Raw genomic sequence first — 18958 nt, 5'->3', positions numbered from 1 at the left:
GTTTATGCTAATATATTTCAGCCATGCACATTCGTTCATGGCGAACATGTGGGAGGATGCGATGAAAACCATGAATCGCAGGTCTGCAATTGCTCTCGGTGTGACGGCTGCCGCGATAACGCCTCTGTTCACCCTGGCGGCATCAGCGAAGAAATACGGCCCGAAGGAAGGCAAGGAGATTGCGCCCGGTGTCAGGGTGGTTGAGGTCAGCACCGGCAACTCCGACATTCCCGCCTACAAGAGCATCGCAATTGTCGACGTGGTATTTCAGCCCGGCGCACACGCGCCTCAGACGGTGATGGACAACGATATGGTCTGCACCATTGCTTCAGGTGCGTTCACGATCAAGAAGGCCGACAAGGAATTCAAGCTCAAGACGGGTGACATGTACACCTGCGCCAAAGGCAAGACCGACGAGGCGACAAATACAAGCAAGGAGGTCGGCGTGCATCGGATCGCCGTCCTGATACCTGCCTAGCAAACCGGAATCCGGCCGGATGGGAGGTCGCATTCCGTCCGGCCGTCGCTTGCGTACACTAGGTGCTGACCTCGTCCGGCCAACGCCCTTCGGCAAGATCGGCAGGATTACGCCGCTGGTGCCAGCCGGGTCACAGCCGCATGTTCGCTTTCCTTCAGGCACAGTGCGATGCCGGCATTGGCTCTTGAAGGGCCAAGCCAGACCCGCGTAACATAGCGCCAAGTCAACCGCTCACATTGAGTCTGCTTTATTAGTCCGGGCTAACGTCCGGATTGGTTTGGATATTTTCCTTGAACACGCAAGCAACCAGCAGCGCACCGGAGCGCGGCAAATCGTTTGCCCATGTGGCGGAAGCCTCCTGGGGCAAGGGCCTCAGCACCTTGCTCCGCATCGTGCGCATGACGCTGCGCCATCCCTGGCAGGTCGCCATCACCATCGTCTCGACCTTCATCGCCGCGACGCTGCAGCTTTTCATTCCACGCCTGCTGGGACGCGCCATCGACCAGGCGCAAGGTGTGATGGCCGCGGGTGCCGGCGCTGCGGCGGAACAGGCGCTGTGGAACACGGCGCTGACGCTGCTCGTCGTCTCGATCCTGCGCGGCCTCTTCACCATGGCGCAGAACTACTATGGCGAGGCCGTCGGTCATCGCACCGGCTATGAACTGCGGCTGGCCTTCTACGAGAAGATCCAGCGCCTGAGCTTCGCCTACCACGACAGGGTCCACACCGGCGATTTGATCACGCTCGGCCTGCTCGATCTCGACGGCGTGCGCATGTTCTTCTCCACCGGCATTTTGCGTGTGGTGCTGCTCGGCGTGCTGATCGGCGTCGGCGCCTATCTCCTGATCAGCACCGATCTCATGCTCGGGCTGCTCAGCCTGAGTTTCGTGCCCCTCGTCGCCTGGCGGTCCTCGGTCACCCAGCTGGCGTTGCGCAGCACCTGGTTGACTTTGCAGGAGCGGCTGTCTGTGCTGAGCCGGGTGATGGATGAGAACCTCGGCGGCATCCGCGTCGTGCGGGCCTTTGCGGCACAGCGGCATGAGCTGGAAAAATTCGACCGCGCCAAGCTGTCGGCGCTGGAGCTTGCCAATCAGCGCGTCGACATCCGCGTCTCCAACACCAGCGCCATGAACTTCTCGTTCCTGGCCGCCATGGGGCTGGTGCTCTGGTTCGGCGGCCAGAAAGTGATTGCAGGCCAGATCAGCGTCGGCACGCTGGCCCAGTTCCTCACCTTCATGACCATCCTGCAGATGCCGGTGCGCCAGCTCGGCCTTATGGTCAACTCCTTCGCGCGCGCCTCGACCTGCGGCAGCCGGCTATTCGAACTGCTCGACGCCGAGCTCGACATCGAGGACGCGCCCGGCGCCAAGGATCTCGTCGTCACCGATGGCGTGCTGCGCTTCCACAATGTCGGCTTCCGCTACGAGGGCGCGGGCGACCGGCCGACTCTGTCGGGCATCTCCTTCGAGGCGAGGTCCGGCGAGACCATCGGCATCGTCGGCCCGCCAGGCAGCGGCAAGTCGACCATCGCGCACCTGATCCCGCGCTTCTACGACGTCACCTCAGGCGCGATAACCATCGACGGCCAGGACATCCGCAAGGTGACGCTGCAATCGTTGCGCAAGGCCGTCGGCGTCGTGCAGCAGGACGCGTTCCTGTTCACCACCTCGATCGAGAACAACATCGCCTACGGCAATCCCTGGGCGCGCGAGACCCGCATCGGGCAGGCAGCCGAGTACGCCCAATTGCACAATTACATCATGGGCCTCCCAGCCGGTTACACCACAGTCGTCGGCGAGCGCGGCGCGTCGCTTTCCGGTGGCCAGCGGCAGCGCCTGACCATCGCCCGCAGCCTGATGCTGCGGCCGTCCGTGCTGGTCTTCGATGATTCCACCGCGGCCATCGACGCCGGCACCGAACAGCGTATCCGGGCAGCGATGAAACGCTTCGCCAGGGATCGCGTGACGCTCATCATCTCGCACCGGCTGAGTTCGCTGATGCATGCCGACCAGATCCTGTTCGTCGAGGGCGGCCGGATCGTCGAGCGCGGCACGCATGAGGAGTTGCTGGCGCTCGGTGGACGCTACCGCGCGCTCCATGACCTGCAGTTGCGGCCGGACGATGAGCGGCCCGTGGCGGGAGCCGCGTGATGCAGACACCGGCCGACGACGAGGAGGAAGACACCAGCGGGCCACCGACAAAGGCGGTCGTGGGCTCGCACCGCGACGACGAAGAGGTCTTCGGCAAAGCTTATGACCCTCGCATCGTGCGGCGTATCTGGAGCTTCGTGAGGCCGTATCAGAACCGGATTTTCATCTCAGTCGCCGCGGTGCTGGTGTTCACGCTGACCCAGCTGGCGATCCCGCTGGTCATCCGCTACGCCATCGACCACGGCATGACGGCTGGCAAGCTCGACCAATCGGTAATGATCGCCGCGATCAGCGCTTTCGCCGTGATCATCCTGATCAACTATGCTGCCAGCTATGTGCAGGAAAGCGTCGTCGGCAAGGTGGCCGAAAACGTGCTGTCGGACCTGCGCCGCGCCATGTTCAGCCATCTGCAACGGGTCTCGCTGAGCTTCATGGACAAGACCGAGGTCGGCCGGCTGATGTCGCGCCTGCAGGGCGACGTCAATTCGATGCAGGAATTCCTCGAAACATCGGTGATGTCGGTAGGCGACATCGTGCTGTTGTTCGGCATCGTCAGCGTGCTTTTGTGGCTCGATTTCCGACTGGGCCTGCTGACGCTGTCGACCATGCCGGTGCTGTTCATCGTGCGCCTTTTCTGGCTGCCGCGCGCCAAGGTCGCCTTCATGGCCGCGCACGAAACCAACTCGATCGCCAACGGCGCACTGGCCGAAGGCATCCATGGCGTGCGCACGGTGCAGAGCCTCGAGCGCCAGCACGTCAATTTCGACCTCTACGACGAAAAGGTGCTGGCCAACCTCAATGCCCATTTGAGGTCGGCGAAATACGCGCAGGTAATGGTGCCGATCGTCGACACGCTGACCGGCATCGCCATGGCAACTGTCATCGTCGTCGGCGGGTCGATGGTGCTCTCGCACAGCCTCGACATCGGCGTCATGGTGGCGTTCCTGTTCTACATCCAGCGCTTCTTCGACCCGATCCGCTCGCTGACCATGCAATACAGCGTCATGCAGCGCGCCATGGCTTCGGGCCAGCGCATCTCCGAAGTGCTCGACGTGCCGGTCGATGTCAGCGACAGGCAAGGTGCGGTGGCGCTGTCGCGCGATATGGACGGCTCGGTCGAGTTCAGGAACGTCACTTTCGGTTATAGGCCGAACCAGCCGGTGCTGAAGAACATCTCCTTCCGCGTCAACCCGGGCGAGACCGTAGCCCTTGTCGGCCCGACCGGATCGGGCAAATCCAGCTCGATGGCGCTGGTGCACCGCTTCTACGATGTCTGGTCGGGTGAGGTTCTGGTCGGCGGCCATGATGTGCGTGACCTCACCCAGGATTCGCTCGGCGATCAGGTGGCGATGGTGCTGCAGGAGCCGTTCCTGTTCTCCGGCTCGGTGCTGGAAAACATCCGCTACCACAAGACATCAGCCAGCCGCGAGGAGGTGGTCCGCGCCGCACAAGCCGTCGGCGCGCACGATTTCATCGAGAACCTGCCAGATGGCTACGATACCGAACTCGAGCAGCGCGGCGGCAATCTCTCGCTGGGCCAGCGCCAGCTGATCAGCTTCGCGCGCGCGCTGGTGGCGGATGCAAAGATCCTGGTGCTCGACGAAGCCACGGCCAGCATCGATTCCTACACCGAGATGCTGATCCAGAAGGCGCTGATCACGCTGCTGGAAGGCCGCACCGGGCTGGTCATCGCCCACCGTCTGGCCACTATCCGCGGCGCCGACCGCATCATCGTGCTGCAGAACGGCGAGATCGTCGAAAGCGGCAACCACGAACAGCTGATGGCAAGAAAAGGCCTCTACGCCCGCCTCTACAACATGAACTACGCCTCGTTCGACGACATTTCCGAAGGCGAGCTGGAACTGGACGCGGCAGTCGGCAAGGCGACGTGATTGGACCTGCAAACGACCGCAGGCGCCTAGGCCATTTCGGGGCGTTTTGAACCCTCGCGGATGGCCTTGTGCACGCCGCGTTGCAGATCCATGAATACAGGGCTTTCCATCACCTCTTCGCGGCGCGGGCGCTCGATATCCACGTTGAATGTCTGCGTGATACGTCCCGGGCCGATGCCCATGACGACGATGCGGTCCGACAGATAGACGGCCTCCTCCACATCATGGGTGACAAACAGGACGGTCAACCTGTGTTCCTCCCAGATCTGGGTCAGCAGTTCCTGCATCTGATGCCGGGTCAAGGCATCGAGCGCGCCGAAGGGCTCGTCCATCAACAGCATCTTGGGCCGGTAGGAAAGCGCGCGCGCAATGGCGACGCGTTGTTTCATGCCGCCCGAGAGTTCGGCTGGATAGCGGTCCGCACTACCAGACAGCTTGACGAGTTCGAGATGCTCCAGCGCGATCCTGCGGCAGGTCGGGCGATCGTAACCAGCGGCCTTGAGCGCAAACTCGATGTTCTGCCGCGCCGTCAGCCAGGGAAGCAGCGTGTAGGACTGAAAGACGACGCCACGGTCGAGTCCAGGCTGCAGGATCGGCGCGCCATCGATGCTGAGATCGCCCGCGTCGAAGTCCTGCAGTCCGGCCACGATCGACAGCAGCGTGCTCTTGCCGCAGCCCGACGTGCCGACCAGGGAGACAAACTCGTTGTCGGCAAGATCCAGGTTGATACCGCGCAGCACTTCCGTGCGCCGCTCGCCCGTGCCGAAGCTCTTGTGGAGACCGGCGATCCGCAATTTGGGGCTCATCGGCTGGACCTCATTGCGAGCGGCCCTCTTGCTTGAACAGCACCTTTTCCAGCGCCTTCATCACCTGGTCGGTGATGAGGCCGAGCAGGCCGAGCAGCAGGATGTAGCCGATGATGGTGTTGGTCTGGAAATAGCGCTGGGACACGGTGATGCGATAGCCGAGCCCCGAAGTGGCGGCGACGAGTTCGGCCAGCACCAGCCAGGTCCATGCCCAGCCCAAGCTGATGCGCAGCGTATCCCAGATGCCCGGCAAGGCGCTGGGCACGACGATGCGCGTCAGGATCTTGCGATCCGGCAGGCCTAGCGTGCGCCCAAGGCCGATGAAATCGGCTGGAACCCGTTTTACATTGTCCATGATCATCAGCACCTGCTGGAAGAACGTGCCGATGAAGATGATCAGGAATTTCTGCGAATCGCCGGTGCCAGCCCAAAGGATGGAGAGCGGCACGAAAGCGACGACCGGCATGTAGCGGATGAAATCCACCAGCGGCTCGATGGCCGCTTCCCAGGAACGGAAACTGCCAATCAGCACGCCGATCGGTATCGACAGGGCCGAGGCGATGAGGAAGCCGATGGAGATACGGTACATCGAGGCTTTGAGGTCCAGCCACAACGTGCCGTCGGCCGCGAGCTTGGCGATCTGCATAGCGACGCTGCCCGGCGATGGCAGGAAGATCGGCTTTACCAATCCCAGTCCGGTCGCCGCCCACCAGGCAAGGCCGAGCCCGACGAACACGGCCACCGCGATCACCAGGAAGCGCGACCTGGCGATGGGCACGCCGATGCCGGAGGATCGGCGACGCCTCGCCTGTTTCGTGGGACGAGCCGGATCCGTTTGAGCGGGACGCTCCCCGGGCATCTGCGTCACCACCGCGATCCGGCCTTGGTCATTCCGCCGCCTTGACGAACGACGGGTCGATCATCTGCTCCGGCGTCACATCGGCCTGCAGCAGCTTGGCGTTCTTGGCGGCGGCTTCGACATCGGCGAAGGTCTTGGTGGTGAAATCACCGGTCAGCGCCGCCTTGTTTTCGGCGAGTGAGTAGTAACGCACGCCGTCAAAGGCGGTGTTGAGGTCCTTGACGTCCGAACCGACAGCCTTGGCGATGATGGCGCGCCCACCGGGCGTATCGGCATTGTAGTCCTTGAGCGCTGCGTCCCAGCTTTTGATCATGGCCAGCACTTGGCCGGGCCGCGACTTGATCACCTCGTCACGCACCACCAGCACGTCGCTGATCAGGCCGGGATCCTCGCCGGCGGTGAACAGCAGCTTGAGGTCCTTGTTCTGCGCCATGGCGACGGTGAGGTACGGTTCATAGGTCACCGCGACCGGCACCTGGCCGGCGATCAAGGCGCTGCCGGCGTCGGACGCAGGCATCGGAACCGGCTTCACATCGTCGATCGACATGCCGTTCCTGGTGAGCGCGTATTTGAGCAGGATGTCGCTCGTCGTGCCTTCCTCGAAGGCCACCTGCTTGCCCTTGAGGTCCGCGATGGAGGTGACGTCCTTGCCAGCGATGATCGCGTCGGCGGTCATGGAGACGTCGAGCAGCAGCACGATCTTCACCGGCAGGCCGGCCGCAACCATGCCCATCGCCGTGTGGGTGGCGATGTTGGCGGCGTCGAGCTGGCCGCTTGCAAGTGCTGCATTGATGTCCTTGTCCTCGGCGAAGTTGACGATCTGGACGTCGCTCAGCCCGTTCGTCTTGAACAGGCCCTTGGCCTCGGCGACATGCCACTGGCCATAGCCGAGCCAGGGCTCGATGCCGATCTTGAACGCTCCTGCCTCGGGCGTGGTGGGAATGGCCGCATCGGCCGCGTAGGCCGCCGGGGCGGCGGCGAGCCCGATGGCGGCGGCCATCACGAGCGCGCGAAATTGTCCTGTTAGGTTACGCATCATCCTTGTTCCCCTTGATGATCGGACCGCTTTTTCTGACTGAGGTAGCCGGTCCGGTGAGACTGCGGGTTTCTGCTCTTGCGGCACTGTGCCTCGGCGTCTTACCTGCCACTTCATGGTGAAGTGCGCGGATATTTCAGCGTCAGCGGGAGCGGATGTCAAGGCTAAAATACATACATGCATATACAAGTTGGAAAGACTCAATTTTTACGCGCTCCGGGATCGATCCGGTCTAGAAAATCGGTCACCCGATCGGTTCCGGCAACAGGTTCGCTGCCGACCATGACCGCCACCGAAAAGGCAATAAGGGAAGAAACCGGCGTGTGGCTGCGTGCGCCGGCGCGCAGGTTCATGACCAGCGTCGGCGACAGGAAGAGACCGGCCCGGAGCACCGCGCGCCAATCGGCCGGCAGCATGCCGCGCCGTTTGAGCTCAAGCAGCAATGGCCGCCACAGCGCTGTGGCCTTGACCTCCAGCAGGTCGCGGCGGACCGGGCTCAGGTCCCAGTCCGTGTCGACATGGAGCAGGTTTCCGTCCAGCCGCGCATGGGCGCGAAAAGCCTCGGTCGCGGTCGCCGGATCATAGAGCCAGAACGGGTGGGCGAAGATGTTGTGGAACGTCGCCTTCACCTCCGCCAGCAGCGTCGGGATATGCGAGCCTGCAAAGGCAGGATCGAAGAAGGACAGCTCCGCCCTCCCCGCCTTCGCCGTGTACCAGACATTGGCGTTGTGGGCGTCGCCATGCGCGACCACGCCGCCTGCATCGGCAAGCCGGTCCGGCCGCAAGCGCACTGCGGCGGCATCGAAAAGCTCACCGACGCTGTCGGTGTACTGCTCGCCATTGATGACGAATTTCAGCCGGGAAAACCGATCCCAATCCAGCTCGGCACCGGGAAAGACGAACGGCTTGCCGACATAGAAATCGGCCAGCCGGCCGCCTGGCGACAAGCGTGTCTCGGCATCGATCAGCCGCTCATGAAACAGCCTGTGGATCGGTTCCGCCGCCACCTCCTCGACGGTTACCGGATGCAGCGTTTCGAGATAGACCTTGAGCAGCCTGGCCGACAGGTCGCGCTCGGCAAGAACGGCTTCTCGCCGTTTGCCGGCATCGTCCTGCGCATCCAGCGCGAACAGCACATCCGAAAACCTCGGATCCGTGCGCCGCCGATAGACAAGGATCTGCTCGCCCGGTTGGGCCGACATATGCACGGGTTGATCAACCGGCAGGCCGGCGCGCGACAGAATCTCGGCGCGGTAATACTCGCCCGTCATCGCCTCTTCCCGCTCCTCCTGATGGAACTTGAAGAAGTAGGCCTTGCCGTCGTCCTCGAAGAAGCCGTTCAACGAATTGAGGCTGTATTTATCGAAGTTGATGCGGACATTGCGGGGGCGCATCGCGAACAGGTCGCCCAGCAATGCCGCCAGCGCGCTTTGTGCTTCGGCAACATCATGCTGCGCGAGTGCCCGGATCCGCGCCGTGCGGCTCGGTGCCGGCGTCATCTGTCGCTCTTGCATTCGACCTGCTTCCGTCAGCTGCTTTTTGAAGGGGAATAGCGGCTGCCGAGCGAGTAGCGGCTGCCGGCATAAGTCAGCTTGCTGATCGTCGCCACCACCGCGCCCGTCCATGTCCGGCGGTGCAGGAAAAGGCAGCAGGCGCCGACATCGATGCCCAGATGCCGCGCCGTCTCGGCATCCGCCGGGATGGCGGAAATGATATGCTCGACCTCGGTCACCGGGGTTTTCTGCATGAGGTAGTCATAGGTCGCCGTCTTCGAAAAATCCTGCTTGTCATAGTCGGGGATAAGGCTCGGATTGACGAAGCGCTCTTCGAGTTGCACCGGCAGATCGTTCTCGAAATTGACGACGACGGAATGATAGATCGAGACGCGCTTTGGAAATTCGAACGACAGCGCCAGCTCTTTTGTCGGCATGATGGTTTCGAGGACGAGGACTTCGGAACGATGTCTGTTGCCGCGCTCGACGATCTCGGCTGCGATGTTGTTGATCTCGATCAGCGTCGACTGTGGCCGCGGTGGCGCGATGAAGGTTCCCACACCTTGCAGGCGGATCAGAAACCCGGCCGAGGTCAATTCTCTGAGCGCCCGGTGAACCGTCATCCGCGAGACGCCGAGTGAAGCGACCAACTCATTCTCGGACGGCAGCTTGCGATCTTTGCCCCACCGGCCCGTTCCGATGTTTGCCAGGATGTAGTCCTTCACCTTCTCGTAAAGAGGGCTGGCGGTGTCGGGCAAAGTGATCATTTCAAAAGTCCTTTCCGGCGATTCATCGGAAATCACGACTCGACAGGTTGCCGCATGCGGATGATTGTTTTCAAGCCGTCGCTGCGCCCCGCCAACAGCCGCTCATAGGCAGCCGGAATGTCATCCAGGCCGATCTCCTGGTCGATCAGCGCCAGCAGCGGTTCGCTCAATTCACCCAGCATCCGCACGGCCTCGGGCAGTTCGTCGGCAAAGGCATGGCATCCCAGCAACCCGATTTCGCGTTCGACCAGCGTATTGGGATCAATGTCGAGGCGGCCGTGGAAGATGCCGACCATGGCGATCGTACCGCCGGGATCGAGAACGCCGAGCAGCTGATTGAGCGCCGCGACGCTGCCGGTCGCCTCGATGGCCGCGAGCAGCGGGGCATTGGCAGTTGCGGCGGCAACGGCGTCCCGGCTCAGATCGACGATCCGGGCACCCGTCACCCGCGCCACCCGGGCGCAGCGGCTCTGGTTGCGGTCGGCGATCAGCACGGTGCCGGCGAAGGTCCGCGACAACAGCAGGGCGGCAAGACCGCCGATCGGCCCGCAGCCGACGACCAGCACGAAGCCTGTCGTTTTCGGCAGGCGCCGCACCGCGTGCAGCGCCACCGCCAGCGGCTCGGCCATTGCCGCGACCCGCTCGTCGAGCCCGGCATCGATGATATGCAAAAGCCGTGCGGGCAGCACGGCCTGTTCGGCAAATCCGCCGTCGCAGATTTCTCCGACGAAGCCCAGTGACGCGCAGAGATGACGCCTGCCGGCTTGGCATTGCGCGCAGTCTCCGCACCAGAAGCGGGAATCGGCGACAACCCTGTCACCGATAGCGAAGGCGTCGACGCCCGCGCCGGTGGCGGTCACCGTGCCGGTGAGTTCATGGCCGGCCGTCGAAGGCGACCGGCTTATCCACTGTCCCGTGCGGAAATTATGCAGGTCCGAACCGCAGATGCCGGCGGCATCGACCCTGAGCTTCACCCAGCCTGCATCCGGCGCGCCCGGCGTCGCGATGTCCTCGACGCGCAGATCGCCGGGCCCGTAAAGTCGTGCCGCCTTCATCTCGATCGGTTCCGCTCAGCCGGCAAGATAGCGGTCGCGGATCTCCGAGACCGCGTTCTCATGCGAGCTGAAGCCCTCGTAGCGGGCGAGCCTGCGGGCGTGCAGAGCGAGTTCCGGATAGGCCACCGAGGTGACATAGCCGACCGACGAGCGCTTGACGAAATCCGTCACCGAAAGCGGCCCGTAGGTCCGCGCCCAACGGCTGGTCGGCAGCACCGCATTGGGTCCAAGCACGAAATTGGCCAGCGTCACCGGCGTGTGCGGCCCCATCAGGATTTCAGCCGCCTCCGTGATGCGCCCGAGATGCGCGAACGGCTCCTTCGACAGGATCTCGAGATGTTCGGGCGCATAGTCGTTGATGAAGCGGTAGCTGTCTTCCAGCGACGCGGTCAGCACGATGCCACCGCGCTTGCCGGTCAGCACCGCGCGTGAAAACTCGACACGCTGCTCGGTCATCCGCGACCAATGCTCCGGGATTGCAGCCAATGCGGCTTCGGCGACCTTGCGGCTGTGCGTCACCAGATAGGCCGAGGAATCCGGCCCGTGCTCGGCTTCGATCAACAGGTCGAGCGCGGCAAGCCCGCCGTCGACGCTGTCATCGGCAAAGATGATCGCTTCGGACGGCCCGGCCGGAAGGCCTGTGTTGATGACCGAAGACAGCACGCTCTTGGCCGCCACCACCCAGGGGCTGCCGGGGCCGACGATCTTGAGCGCGGGCTTCACCGTCTCCGTGCCGTAGGCGACGGCGGCAACTGCCTGAGCGCCGCCGCATTTGTAGACGGTTCCGACGCCGGCGAGGCGTGCGGCGACCAACGTTGCCGCGTCCACCGAACCATCCGATGTCGGCGGCGTCACGATGGCGATTTGCGGCACGCCGGCAATCACCGCCGGCACCGACGTCATCATCGTCACCGATGGGAAAGCACCCTTGCCGCGCGGCACGTAGAGCGCAACGGAAGCGATCGGCGTGTACCGGTCGCCGGCATAGGCGCCCGGCCGGACTTCCTTGAGCCACATCGTTTCCGGCTTCTGCTCCTCATGGAAATGCCTGATGTTGTCGATGCCGAACTGGATGCTCTCGACGACGTCCTTTTCCACCTTGTCGAACGCCGCGTCGAACTCGGCTTCCGACACCTGCAGCTCGCCCTCGGCGACATTGGCCTTGTCGAGTTCCCTGGCGAAGCGGATCAAGGCGGCGTCGCCTTCGTCCTTGACGGCCTGGATGATCGGCCGGACCTTCTCGACGAAGACCGTCAGATCGGCCTCGGCGCGCTTCAGCAGACTGGCGCGCTGGTCGGCATCGATGGATGACAAATCGTGGAAGCTGATGTCGGACATGGCTGCTCGTTCTCCTGGAACTCTTGGAACGCAATCACGGCTGGCGCAGGCCGGCCATATGCTGCGGGCCGACAGGTCGACCCTGAACAAGGATCAAAGCCGTCGAGAGGCTTCACTCGGCCAAAAGTATATACATGTCTATGTGACGGTCGCCAGCGATTTTTCCATCTTCCTTCCCGTCGAAACTACCGAGATAAACCTGCCTCATCAGATCGAGGCGAGAAAGCCGCCATCGACCGGAATGGACTGGCCGGTTATGTAGGCCGCCGCATCCGAAGCGAGGAACACGGCGATGCCATGCAGGTCGGAGAGATCACCGAAACGCCGCTGCGGGATCTTGGCCAGCATGGAGTGCTGCCATGCCTCGTTGTTGTAAAAAACGTCCGTCATCGCCGTCCTGAAATAGCCCGGCGCGATGGCGTTGACCCTTATGCCAAGCTCCGCCCACTCGGCCGCAAGCGCCCGCGTCATGCCGAGCAGGCCGGACTTCGACGAGCCATACGGCACCGCGGTTGGGATTCCGACTTCCGACGTCAGCGAGCACAGGTTGATGATGGTGCCGGGACGGCCGGCGTCGCGCATCTGCCGCGCGGCGGCCTGGGCGCAGAAGAACGCTCCCTTCAGATTCGTGTCGACGATCCTGTCCCACAGCGCCTCGTCGACATCGAGCGAGGGCCGCACCTCCTCCATCCCGGCATTGTTGACGAGAATGTCGAGACCACCAAGCAGGCTGGCAGCCTCGTTGGTGGCTGCGCGGCAGCGGCCGACATCGGTGACGTCGAGAGCGATGGCATGCGCCACCCCACCGGCCGCGCGGATGGCGACCGTCGTGTGCTCCAGCGCGGCCAGGCTGCGCGCCGTGACCGCGACGTCGGCGCCGGCAGCACTCAGCGCTTCGGCGATGCTGCGCCCGATGCCACGGCTGGCGCCGGTGACAAGCGCCTTCCTGCCGGAGAGATCGAAGAGAGAAGCGTTGCGCATGTGATCCTCCTGGTCGGTGTCGGTTTCCGCTTCGGCGTAGAGACTATCAGGTCAAGTTACATATACAAGCATATACAAAGCATTTCAGCTGCGGTACGGATGACGAAATCCACCGCAGAGGAGCCAGCCCGTGTCGAAAGCCTCGGATATGGTCCGCACCGAAGTCAACCGCCTGTCGCCCTACAATTCCGGACTGACCATTGACGAGGTACGGAAACGATACGCACCGGCCAGAATCGCCAAACTGGGCTCGAACGAAAACCCGCTCGGGCCCAGCCCGACCCTCGCCGCCACGATGCATGCCGGCTCCGAGATGTTCCGCCTCTATCCGGATCCTGCCGGGCGCAAGCTGCGCCAGGCGATCGGCGACAAATATGCCGTCGCCGAGGACCAGATTATCCTCGGCAACGGTTCCGAAGATCTTCTCTCCGTCATCAGCCGCGCCGTGTTGCGGCCGGGCGACGCCGTCGTCACGCTCTATCCGTCGTTTCCGCTGCATGAGGACTACACCACGTTGATGGGCGCTACCGTCAATCGCGTTGTCGTCAACGACGATCTGACCATCAATGTCGATGCGCTGGTCGAGGCGGTGCGCGAACGGCCGCGCATGCTGCTGTTCTCGAACCCGATGAACCCGGTCGGCAGCTGGCTCTCCGGCGGCAATCTGTCGAGGGTTCTGGATGCGACGAGCGACGAGACGCTGATCGTCATCGACGAAGCCTATGCCGAATATGCCAAGGGCGACGACTATGCGTCATCCCTGCCCTATCTGGGAAAGCTCGACCGGCCGTGGATCGTGCTTCGGACCTTTTCCAAGGCGTTCGGCCTGGCCGGATTGCGGATCGGCTTCGGCATCGTCGGCGACCCGGAGCTGCGCACGCTGCTCGACCGCGTCCGCACGCCTTTCAACGCCAACGGCATGGCCCAGGCCGCAGCATTCGCGGCGCTGGCCGATGACGAACACCTCGCCAGGGTCGTAGCTCTGGCCAGGGCGGAGAGAAAACGCGTCGAGACTTTCCTGGCGAGCAAGGGCCTCGACGTCGCCGCCTCCAGAGGCAATTTCCTGTTCTTCAACTGCCGGCAAGATGCCTCCGTCTTCGTCGAAGGCCTGCTGCGGCAAGGGGTCATCGTCAAACCGTGGAAGCAGCAGGGCTTTGACACCTATGTGCGTGTCAGCATCGGCTCGACTTCGGAAAACGACCACTTCATGGCCGCTCTGTCGACGCTGTTGTGAATGCACGTCTGGGCGGATCGCTCCGCGCTTGGGAGCCGATCGCTGCCGCCCTATTTCGCCCAAGGCCTTGACCGACGCTTGGCTTGGCTGCCGTGCGGATCGTCGATGACCACAGCGTATTTATTTGGCTTCGGACCAGCCGCAGGCCTTAACTTTCGCAGCGTGGGTTTTTACATCCGGGGGGTCTGCAAACGATCGACGCTTGAGGAGGCTCCCTTGCAGCAGCCAGATGACATAGCCGCCCGCCGATTGGGCATTCTCATCGAGCAATATGTGGAAGCGCGTAAAAAGCGCTATGACTATGTGTCGACCGAGCAGGCCTATCGGGCCATCCGGCAGGTCCTCAAACCCGCCATTCCCGATCGCGAGCTCGACGACATGGTCGCCTCACTTGCCGTCAAGAACGGCCTGGCGGTCGTCTTCGATCGTCAAACCAAAGCATCGGCCGATGATGTTCCGAGGCCAAGCCCCTAGATCGACGCACATCTGCCGGCGCCGGGCGCCATATCAATGCGGGGCCAAACGCATCGTTCGGCCCCGCATCGATGTGCATCGCCGGAGGAACCTGCGACACACCTGCGCCGTGGGCCTGTGTGCCGCAAGCCGACGGGCGTGGCGGCTTCAAGCGGCGGTGCTGACCTGGCCCGGCTCGAGGATCGACTTGACCTTGTCGGCGACGGCGCGTCCCAGATCGGCGTTGTTTGCGGCGGTGAAATGAATTCCGTCGACACCGTCCGTGGTGAGGTAATCGCCGGCATTGAGGAAATCGATCTTCATGAAATCCGCCATCGCCTTGTACTGCCTGGCCAGGTCCCTGGATTTTTCGTGCCCGCCGCCGAACATGCCCTCGAACCATGGATCGGGCATCGGGGTCAGCGGCGGCGGCGCAATGACCAGCGCCTTGGGGGCCGGATAAGGGGTGCCGATGCCGCCGGCACTGGTCAGGATCTGCCCGACCAGTTTCGCCATTCCATTGGCGATCTCATAAGGCGTCCGGCGGAAATAGGACTTGGTGTCGTTGGTGCCGAGCATGACGATGACCAGGTCCAGCGGCAGATGGCTGGCGATGGCCGAGGGCAGGTAGTTCGCCCCGTTCAGGCGCGGATCGTTGGGGTCGTCGAGACATGTCGTGCGCGCGCTCAGGCCTTCCTCGATGATGTGGTAGCCCCCTCCCAGCGCCGCCGCCATCACACCGGTCCAGCGCTGGTCATAGGGGTAGCGGTAGGTCGGCGACCCCTCCTTGACCGGAACCCAGCCCCAGGTCAGCGAGTCGCCATAGCACATGATGTTTTTTGGCGGTGACATCCATGTTTCTCCATCTGTTTGCAATTGTCTGAACGCGTGGATTTGTCGGTCCCGGCGAACACCGGTCGGCTTGCTTTCGCCGTCTCAGGTCAGGGGTTTCGCACCCGCACTCCGTAGAAGATCGCGGCACCCAGGATGATGACGCCCTGCGCGATGAGCTTGCCGGGCTCGTCGATGCCGAGCACGGTCATCACCACGAACAGCAGCGCAAAGCACAACGCCCCGAAGAAAGGTCCCCAGACGCCACCGTCGCCGCGACCGAAGACGACGCCGCCGAGGATCGTTGCCGCGACCGCCAGGATCGGCAGGTCGAGGCCGACACGGACGCTGCCGACGGCGATCGAACCGGTCTGTACCAGGGCCGCGATCGCCGCGATCAGGCCGGCGAGCGTGTGCGCAAGGATCACCGTGCGCTGGACCGGCACGCCGGAAAAATGCGCGGCTTCGGCATTCTCCCCGACCGAGGCGACGTAGCGGCCAAAGACGGTCCGCGACAGCAGCAGCCACACCAAAGCGGTCAGCAGGACCCAGAACAGCACCGGCGTCGGAACCGACAGGAATTTCGTGTTGTAGAGGTCGTTGAACAGCTTCGGCACATCGCCGGGCGGATTGCCGCTCGACAGGAACTGCACCAGCCCGACCAGGATGATGCTGACCGCCAGCGTGACGATGACCGCCGACACCCGCCGGCTCCCTATCATGAAGCCGTTGAACAGGCCGATGACGAGGCCGGTACCGAGCGCCAGCACGACGAAGAAAGGCATCGACGCGCCGGGGAAAGTGCCCGACGAAATGAAATAGTTGATGAGCAGGATGATGCCGCCGCCGGAAAGGTCGATCGACTTCACCCGCATGACGACGAGCTGCCCCAGAACCAGGATGCCGAGCGGGACGATCTGCCTGACGAAGATACCCATGATGTTGAGGTTGAGCATGTTCGGCCGTGCGATCCACAGCGTGGCCAGCAGCACGAGGAAGACAAAATAGGACGGCGGTATGCGCAGCAGGCGCCGGGCGATCGGATTTGCGAGAACGGCAGCCATCTTTCAGAGCCCCATCTTCTTGCGGGATTGCAGCCCGACCACCGCCAGCAGGATGCCGCCCTTGATCGCGGTCTGGACGAACGGCGAGACGTTGGCGAGGTTCATGCCATTGGCCAGCAGCGCCATGACCAGCGCGCCGATCACGGTGCCGTGCAGGCTGCCTATGCCACCGGAAAGCTGGGTGCCTCCAAGCGCCACGGCGGTGACGGTATCGAGTTCGAAAAGCAGCCCGACATTCGGATCGCCCGACACGATGCGCCCGGCGAGGAAGACACCGGCAACGGCTGCGAAACAGGAACAGATCACATAGGCGAGGATGATGTTGCGGCGGTCGGAGACGCCGAAATTGCGGGCAGCACTCTCGGCGCCGGACGCGATGCCGCCGCCAATCGCAAACAGATGCAGCCCGTACCGGGATCCGTAGAGCAGTTTCCACGCTGCCAGGATCACGACGATGCCCCAGAAAACCGGATAGGGAATGCCGAGGAAACTGCCCGAGACGGCATCGATGACGATCTCCGGCACCGTGCCGCCGGAGACGGGCCGCAGGATGCGCGTGATGCCGAGCACGATGTACTGCGTCGACAGCGTCGCGATGATCGGATGGACGTTGAAACGGGTGATCGCCAGACCGTTGATCAGCCCGATGACTGCCGCCAGCACGAAGACCGCCGGGATCAACACAATCGCTGGCTGGTCGAGCGCCAGCACCGCGGTGGTGAAGCTGATGACCGAGCCGACCGACAGGTCGAGCCCGCCGATGAGCACGACGACGAGCTGTCCGATCGCCGCGATGATCAGCGGCATCGCCTGGGCAACCAGGTTGAAGAGGTTTTCGGCCGTGGCGAACTGCGTCGTCTCGACGGTCAGCCACAGCGAAATGAGCAAGGCGACCAGCAGCGGCAGGCCCCACAGGCCCTGCCGCGTGTTCCGGCCATTCAGGATGTTGAAAACCGAACGAACCATGGCAGGCCCCTAATGCTGGCGCGTGGAGCCGCCCATGAGGGCCGCGTCGAGAATCTTGTGTTCGCTCGCCTGCGCTGCCGGCATTTCGGCCACGATCGTGTCGTGATGGACGACGTAGATGCGGTCGCAGAGCCCGATCAGCTCGATCGTCTCGCGCGACAGCACCAGCACCGCGCCGCCCTTCGCGGTGAAGTCCCGCAGAAGATGGTAGATCTCGGACTTGGCGCCGATGTCGACGCCGCGCGTCGGCTCTTCGACCAGCAGAAGATCGAGATCGGCGGCAAGGTAGCGGCCGAGCAGAACCTTTTGCTGGTTGCCGCCCGACAGCGAACCGACCGCAGCCGACAGGCCCGCCGCCTTTATGTTCATGACCTCCATCATGCGGGCGATGACGTTTCGATATGGCCGCGCCGGCGCAAGTTCCGGGCGCCTCGAATGCAATCCGATGGCGATGTTGTGGGCGATCGGCAAAGCGAGGAAGAGCCCCTCTTCCTTGCGGTCCTCGGGAACGAAGCCGACCTTCAGCTGCTGCAAATACCGAACGCCCGCCGACGCCGGGAGCGGCATCTTCAGCGCCTTGCCGTTGATGGAAATCGTCCCGGCGAAGGGATGGTAGCGGCCAATCAGCGATCGCAGGAAGCGCTGCTGGCCCTGCCCTTCCAGCCCGGCCAGGGCGACGATCTCGCCCTTGTGCAAAGTCAGCGACAGCGGCTGCGATGTCTCGGTGATCTTGAGGTTTTCGACGCGCAGTATCTCATCGCCTACATCGCCCGTACGATCGGGAAAAAGGTCCTGGAGTTCGCGTCCGACCATCATGGCGATGAGTTCGTCGGTGGTGATCTCGGGCACCGTCCTTGTGCCGACCAGTGCGCCATCCTTCAGCACCGTCACGGTGTCGCACAACTCGAAGATCTCCTCCATGCGATGCGAGATGTAGACGATGGCTTTTCCCTTGTCGCGCAGCCGGCGGATGTTGCGGTTGAGCACATCGACATCGGCCGCGTTGAGCGCCGCCGTCGGCTCATCGAGGATGAGCACGCTGGCGTCGGCCTGGATGCAATGCGCGATCTCGACGAATTGCCGCTCGGCTATGGTCAGGTTGGAAACGAGTTGCGACGGGTCGAGCGTGAGGCCGAGTTCGCCAAGCGCCCTGGCGGTCTGGCTTTTCATCGCGGGATAGTCGATCGAGCCGAACCGGGTCGTCGGCTCCCGGCCGAGGAACATGTTCTCGGCGATCGACAGATTGGGCAGCAGCGAATGCTCCTGGAAAACGGTCGAAATGCCGGCATCGAGCGCGGCGCGCGGCGACTTCAGATCGAGCTTCTCGCCGCTCATGAAGATCTCGCCGGAATCGGGCTGATGCACGCCCGCCAGAATCTTCATCAACGTCGATTTGCCGGCACCGTTCTCGCCCATCAGGGCGTGGATGCTGCCCGCCTTGAGGTCGAGGGAAACGGAGTGGAGCGCCTTGCTCCCTCCGAATGCCTTCGAAATGTGGGACATCTCGACAAGATTGGTCACGAAACCCTCGAACGAACCGGATTCGACACATGGA

General features: G+C 63.2%; 17 protein-coding genes. 5 read left to right on the top strand and 12 right to left on the bottom strand.

All coding sequences use genetic code 11. The features are described 5' to 3' along the window. Window positions 1–61 precede the first annotated feature (61 nt). The 3 genes from EOC83_RS21470 to EOC83_RS21460 all read left to right on the top strand — a co-directional run bounded on the left by EOC83_RS21470 (window position 62) and on the right by EOC83_RS21460 (window position 4520). Window positions 62–478, top strand: coding sequence for a hypothetical protein (locus EOC83_RS21470; RefSeq protein ID WP_063168685.1), 417 nt, complete (start codon window positions 62–64; stop codon window positions 476–478). A 290-nt stretch (window positions 479–768) separates the two neighbouring features. Continuing rightward, window positions 769–2628, top strand: a complete 1860-nt coding sequence (locus EOC83_RS21465; protein WP_063168686.1) for an ABC transporter ATP-binding protein — start codon at window positions 769–771, stop codon at window positions 2626–2628. Beyond that, window positions 2628–4520 (top strand): ABC transporter ATP-binding protein, encoded by a 1893-nt coding sequence (locus EOC83_RS21460; protein ID WP_063168687.1) that lies wholly within the window; start codon window positions 2628–2630, stop codon window positions 4518–4520. Before EOC83_RS21465 ends, EOC83_RS21460 begins: the two co-directional genes overlap by 1 nt. Window positions 4521–4546: 26 nt before the next feature. Here the strand turns inward: EOC83_RS21460 and EOC83_RS21455 are convergent, their stop codons facing one another. The 8 genes from EOC83_RS21455 to EOC83_RS21415 form a co-directional block, all read right to left on the bottom strand. Then, on the bottom strand, window positions 4547–5326 hold the full coding sequence (locus EOC83_RS21455) for an ABC transporter ATP-binding protein (protein ID WP_063168688.1): 780 nt from the start codon (window positions 5324–5326) through the stop codon (window positions 4547–4549). Window positions 5327–5336: 10 nt separating this feature from the next. Then, the gene (locus EOC83_RS21450) at window positions 5337–6104 is read right to left on the bottom strand and encodes an ABC transporter permease (RefSeq protein WP_027160903.1); all 768 of its coding nucleotides are present in this window, start codon (window positions 6102–6104) and stop codon (window positions 5337–5339) included. A 109-nt stretch (window positions 6105–6213) separates the two neighbouring features. Beyond that, complete coding sequence (locus tag EOC83_RS21445) at window positions 6214–7224, bottom strand: ABC transporter substrate-binding protein (RefSeq protein ID WP_164745972.1); 1011 nt, start codon at window positions 7222–7224, stop codon at window positions 6214–6216. A 197-nt stretch (window positions 7225–7421) separates the two neighbouring features. Continuing rightward, window positions 7422–8720, bottom strand: coding sequence for a hypothetical protein (locus EOC83_RS21440; protein ID WP_063168690.1), 1299 nt, complete (start codon window positions 8718–8720; stop codon window positions 7422–7424). A gap of 29 nt (window positions 8721–8749) precedes the next feature. Then, window positions 8750–9481 (bottom strand): histidine utilization repressor, encoded by a 732-nt coding sequence (hutC, locus tag EOC83_RS21435; RefSeq protein ID WP_013530484.1) that lies wholly within the window; start codon window positions 9479–9481, stop codon window positions 8750–8752. Between the two features lie 32 nt (window positions 9482–9513). Next, window positions 9514–10536, bottom strand: coding sequence for a zinc-binding dehydrogenase (locus EOC83_RS21430; RefSeq protein ID WP_063168691.1), 1023 nt, complete (start codon window positions 10534–10536; stop codon window positions 9514–9516). A 15-nt stretch (window positions 10537–10551) separates the two neighbouring features. Continuing rightward, window positions 10552–11874, bottom strand: coding sequence for a histidinol dehydrogenase (gene hisD, locus EOC83_RS21425; protein WP_024503949.1), 1323 nt, complete (start codon window positions 11872–11874; stop codon window positions 10552–10554). A 207-nt stretch (window positions 11875–12081) separates the two neighbouring features. After that, complete coding sequence (locus tag EOC83_RS21415; RefSeq protein ID WP_024503950.1) at window positions 12082–12855, bottom strand: 3-oxoacyl-ACP reductase family protein; 774 nt, start codon at window positions 12853–12855, stop codon at window positions 12082–12084. Between the two features lie 130 nt (window positions 12856–12985). On the opposite strand from EOC83_RS21415, the gene EOC83_RS21410 reads away from it, so the two are divergent. Together EOC83_RS21410 and EOC83_RS21405 are read left to right on the top strand one after the other, a co-directional pair. Next, window positions 12986–14089: a histidinol-phosphate transaminase gene (locus EOC83_RS21410; protein ID WP_082826515.1), complete on the top strand. Its 1104-nt coding sequence runs from the start codon at window positions 12986–12988 to the stop codon at window positions 14087–14089. Between the two features lie 105 nt (window positions 14090–14194). Beyond that, window positions 14195–14563 carry a hypothetical protein gene (locus tag EOC83_RS21405; RefSeq protein WP_224620654.1) on the top strand — a complete coding sequence of 123 codons (369 nt, stop codon included), beginning with the start codon at window positions 14195–14197 and terminating at the stop codon, window positions 14561–14563. A 147-nt stretch (window positions 14564–14710) separates the two neighbouring features. Here EOC83_RS21405 and EOC83_RS21400 read toward each other — a convergent pair whose 3' ends face one another. From EOC83_RS21400 to EOC83_RS21385, 4 genes are all read right to left on the bottom strand, one after another. Continuing rightward, window positions 14711–15394: an SGNH/GDSL hydrolase family protein gene (locus EOC83_RS21400; RefSeq protein WP_013530477.1), complete on the bottom strand. Its 684-nt coding sequence runs from the start codon at window positions 15392–15394 to the stop codon at window positions 14711–14713. Window positions 15395–15483: 89 nt separating this feature from the next. Further along, window positions 15484–16437, bottom strand: coding sequence for an ABC transporter permease (locus EOC83_RS21395; protein WP_063168693.1), 954 nt, complete (start codon window positions 16435–16437; stop codon window positions 15484–15486). Window positions 16438–16440: 3 nt separating this feature from the next. Then, entirely contained in the window at window positions 16441–17403 is a 963-nt protein-coding gene (locus tag EOC83_RS21390; protein ID WP_013530475.1) for an ABC transporter permease, read from the bottom strand. Window positions 17404–17412: 9 nt separating this feature from the next. Next, the gene (locus tag EOC83_RS21385; RefSeq protein WP_013530474.1) at window positions 17413–18924 is read right to left on the bottom strand and encodes a sugar ABC transporter ATP-binding protein; all 1512 of its coding nucleotides are present in this window, start codon (window positions 18922–18924) and stop codon (window positions 17413–17415) included. Window positions 18925–18958 lie beyond the last annotated feature (34 nt).

The organism is Mesorhizobium sp. Primo-A (assembly GCF_003997175.1).
In the GTDB taxonomy this organism is placed as follows: domain Bacteria; phylum Pseudomonadota; class Alphaproteobacteria; order Rhizobiales; family Rhizobiaceae; genus Mesorhizobium; species Mesorhizobium ciceri.
This window is presented reverse-complemented; position numbering and strand designations above follow the sequence as displayed.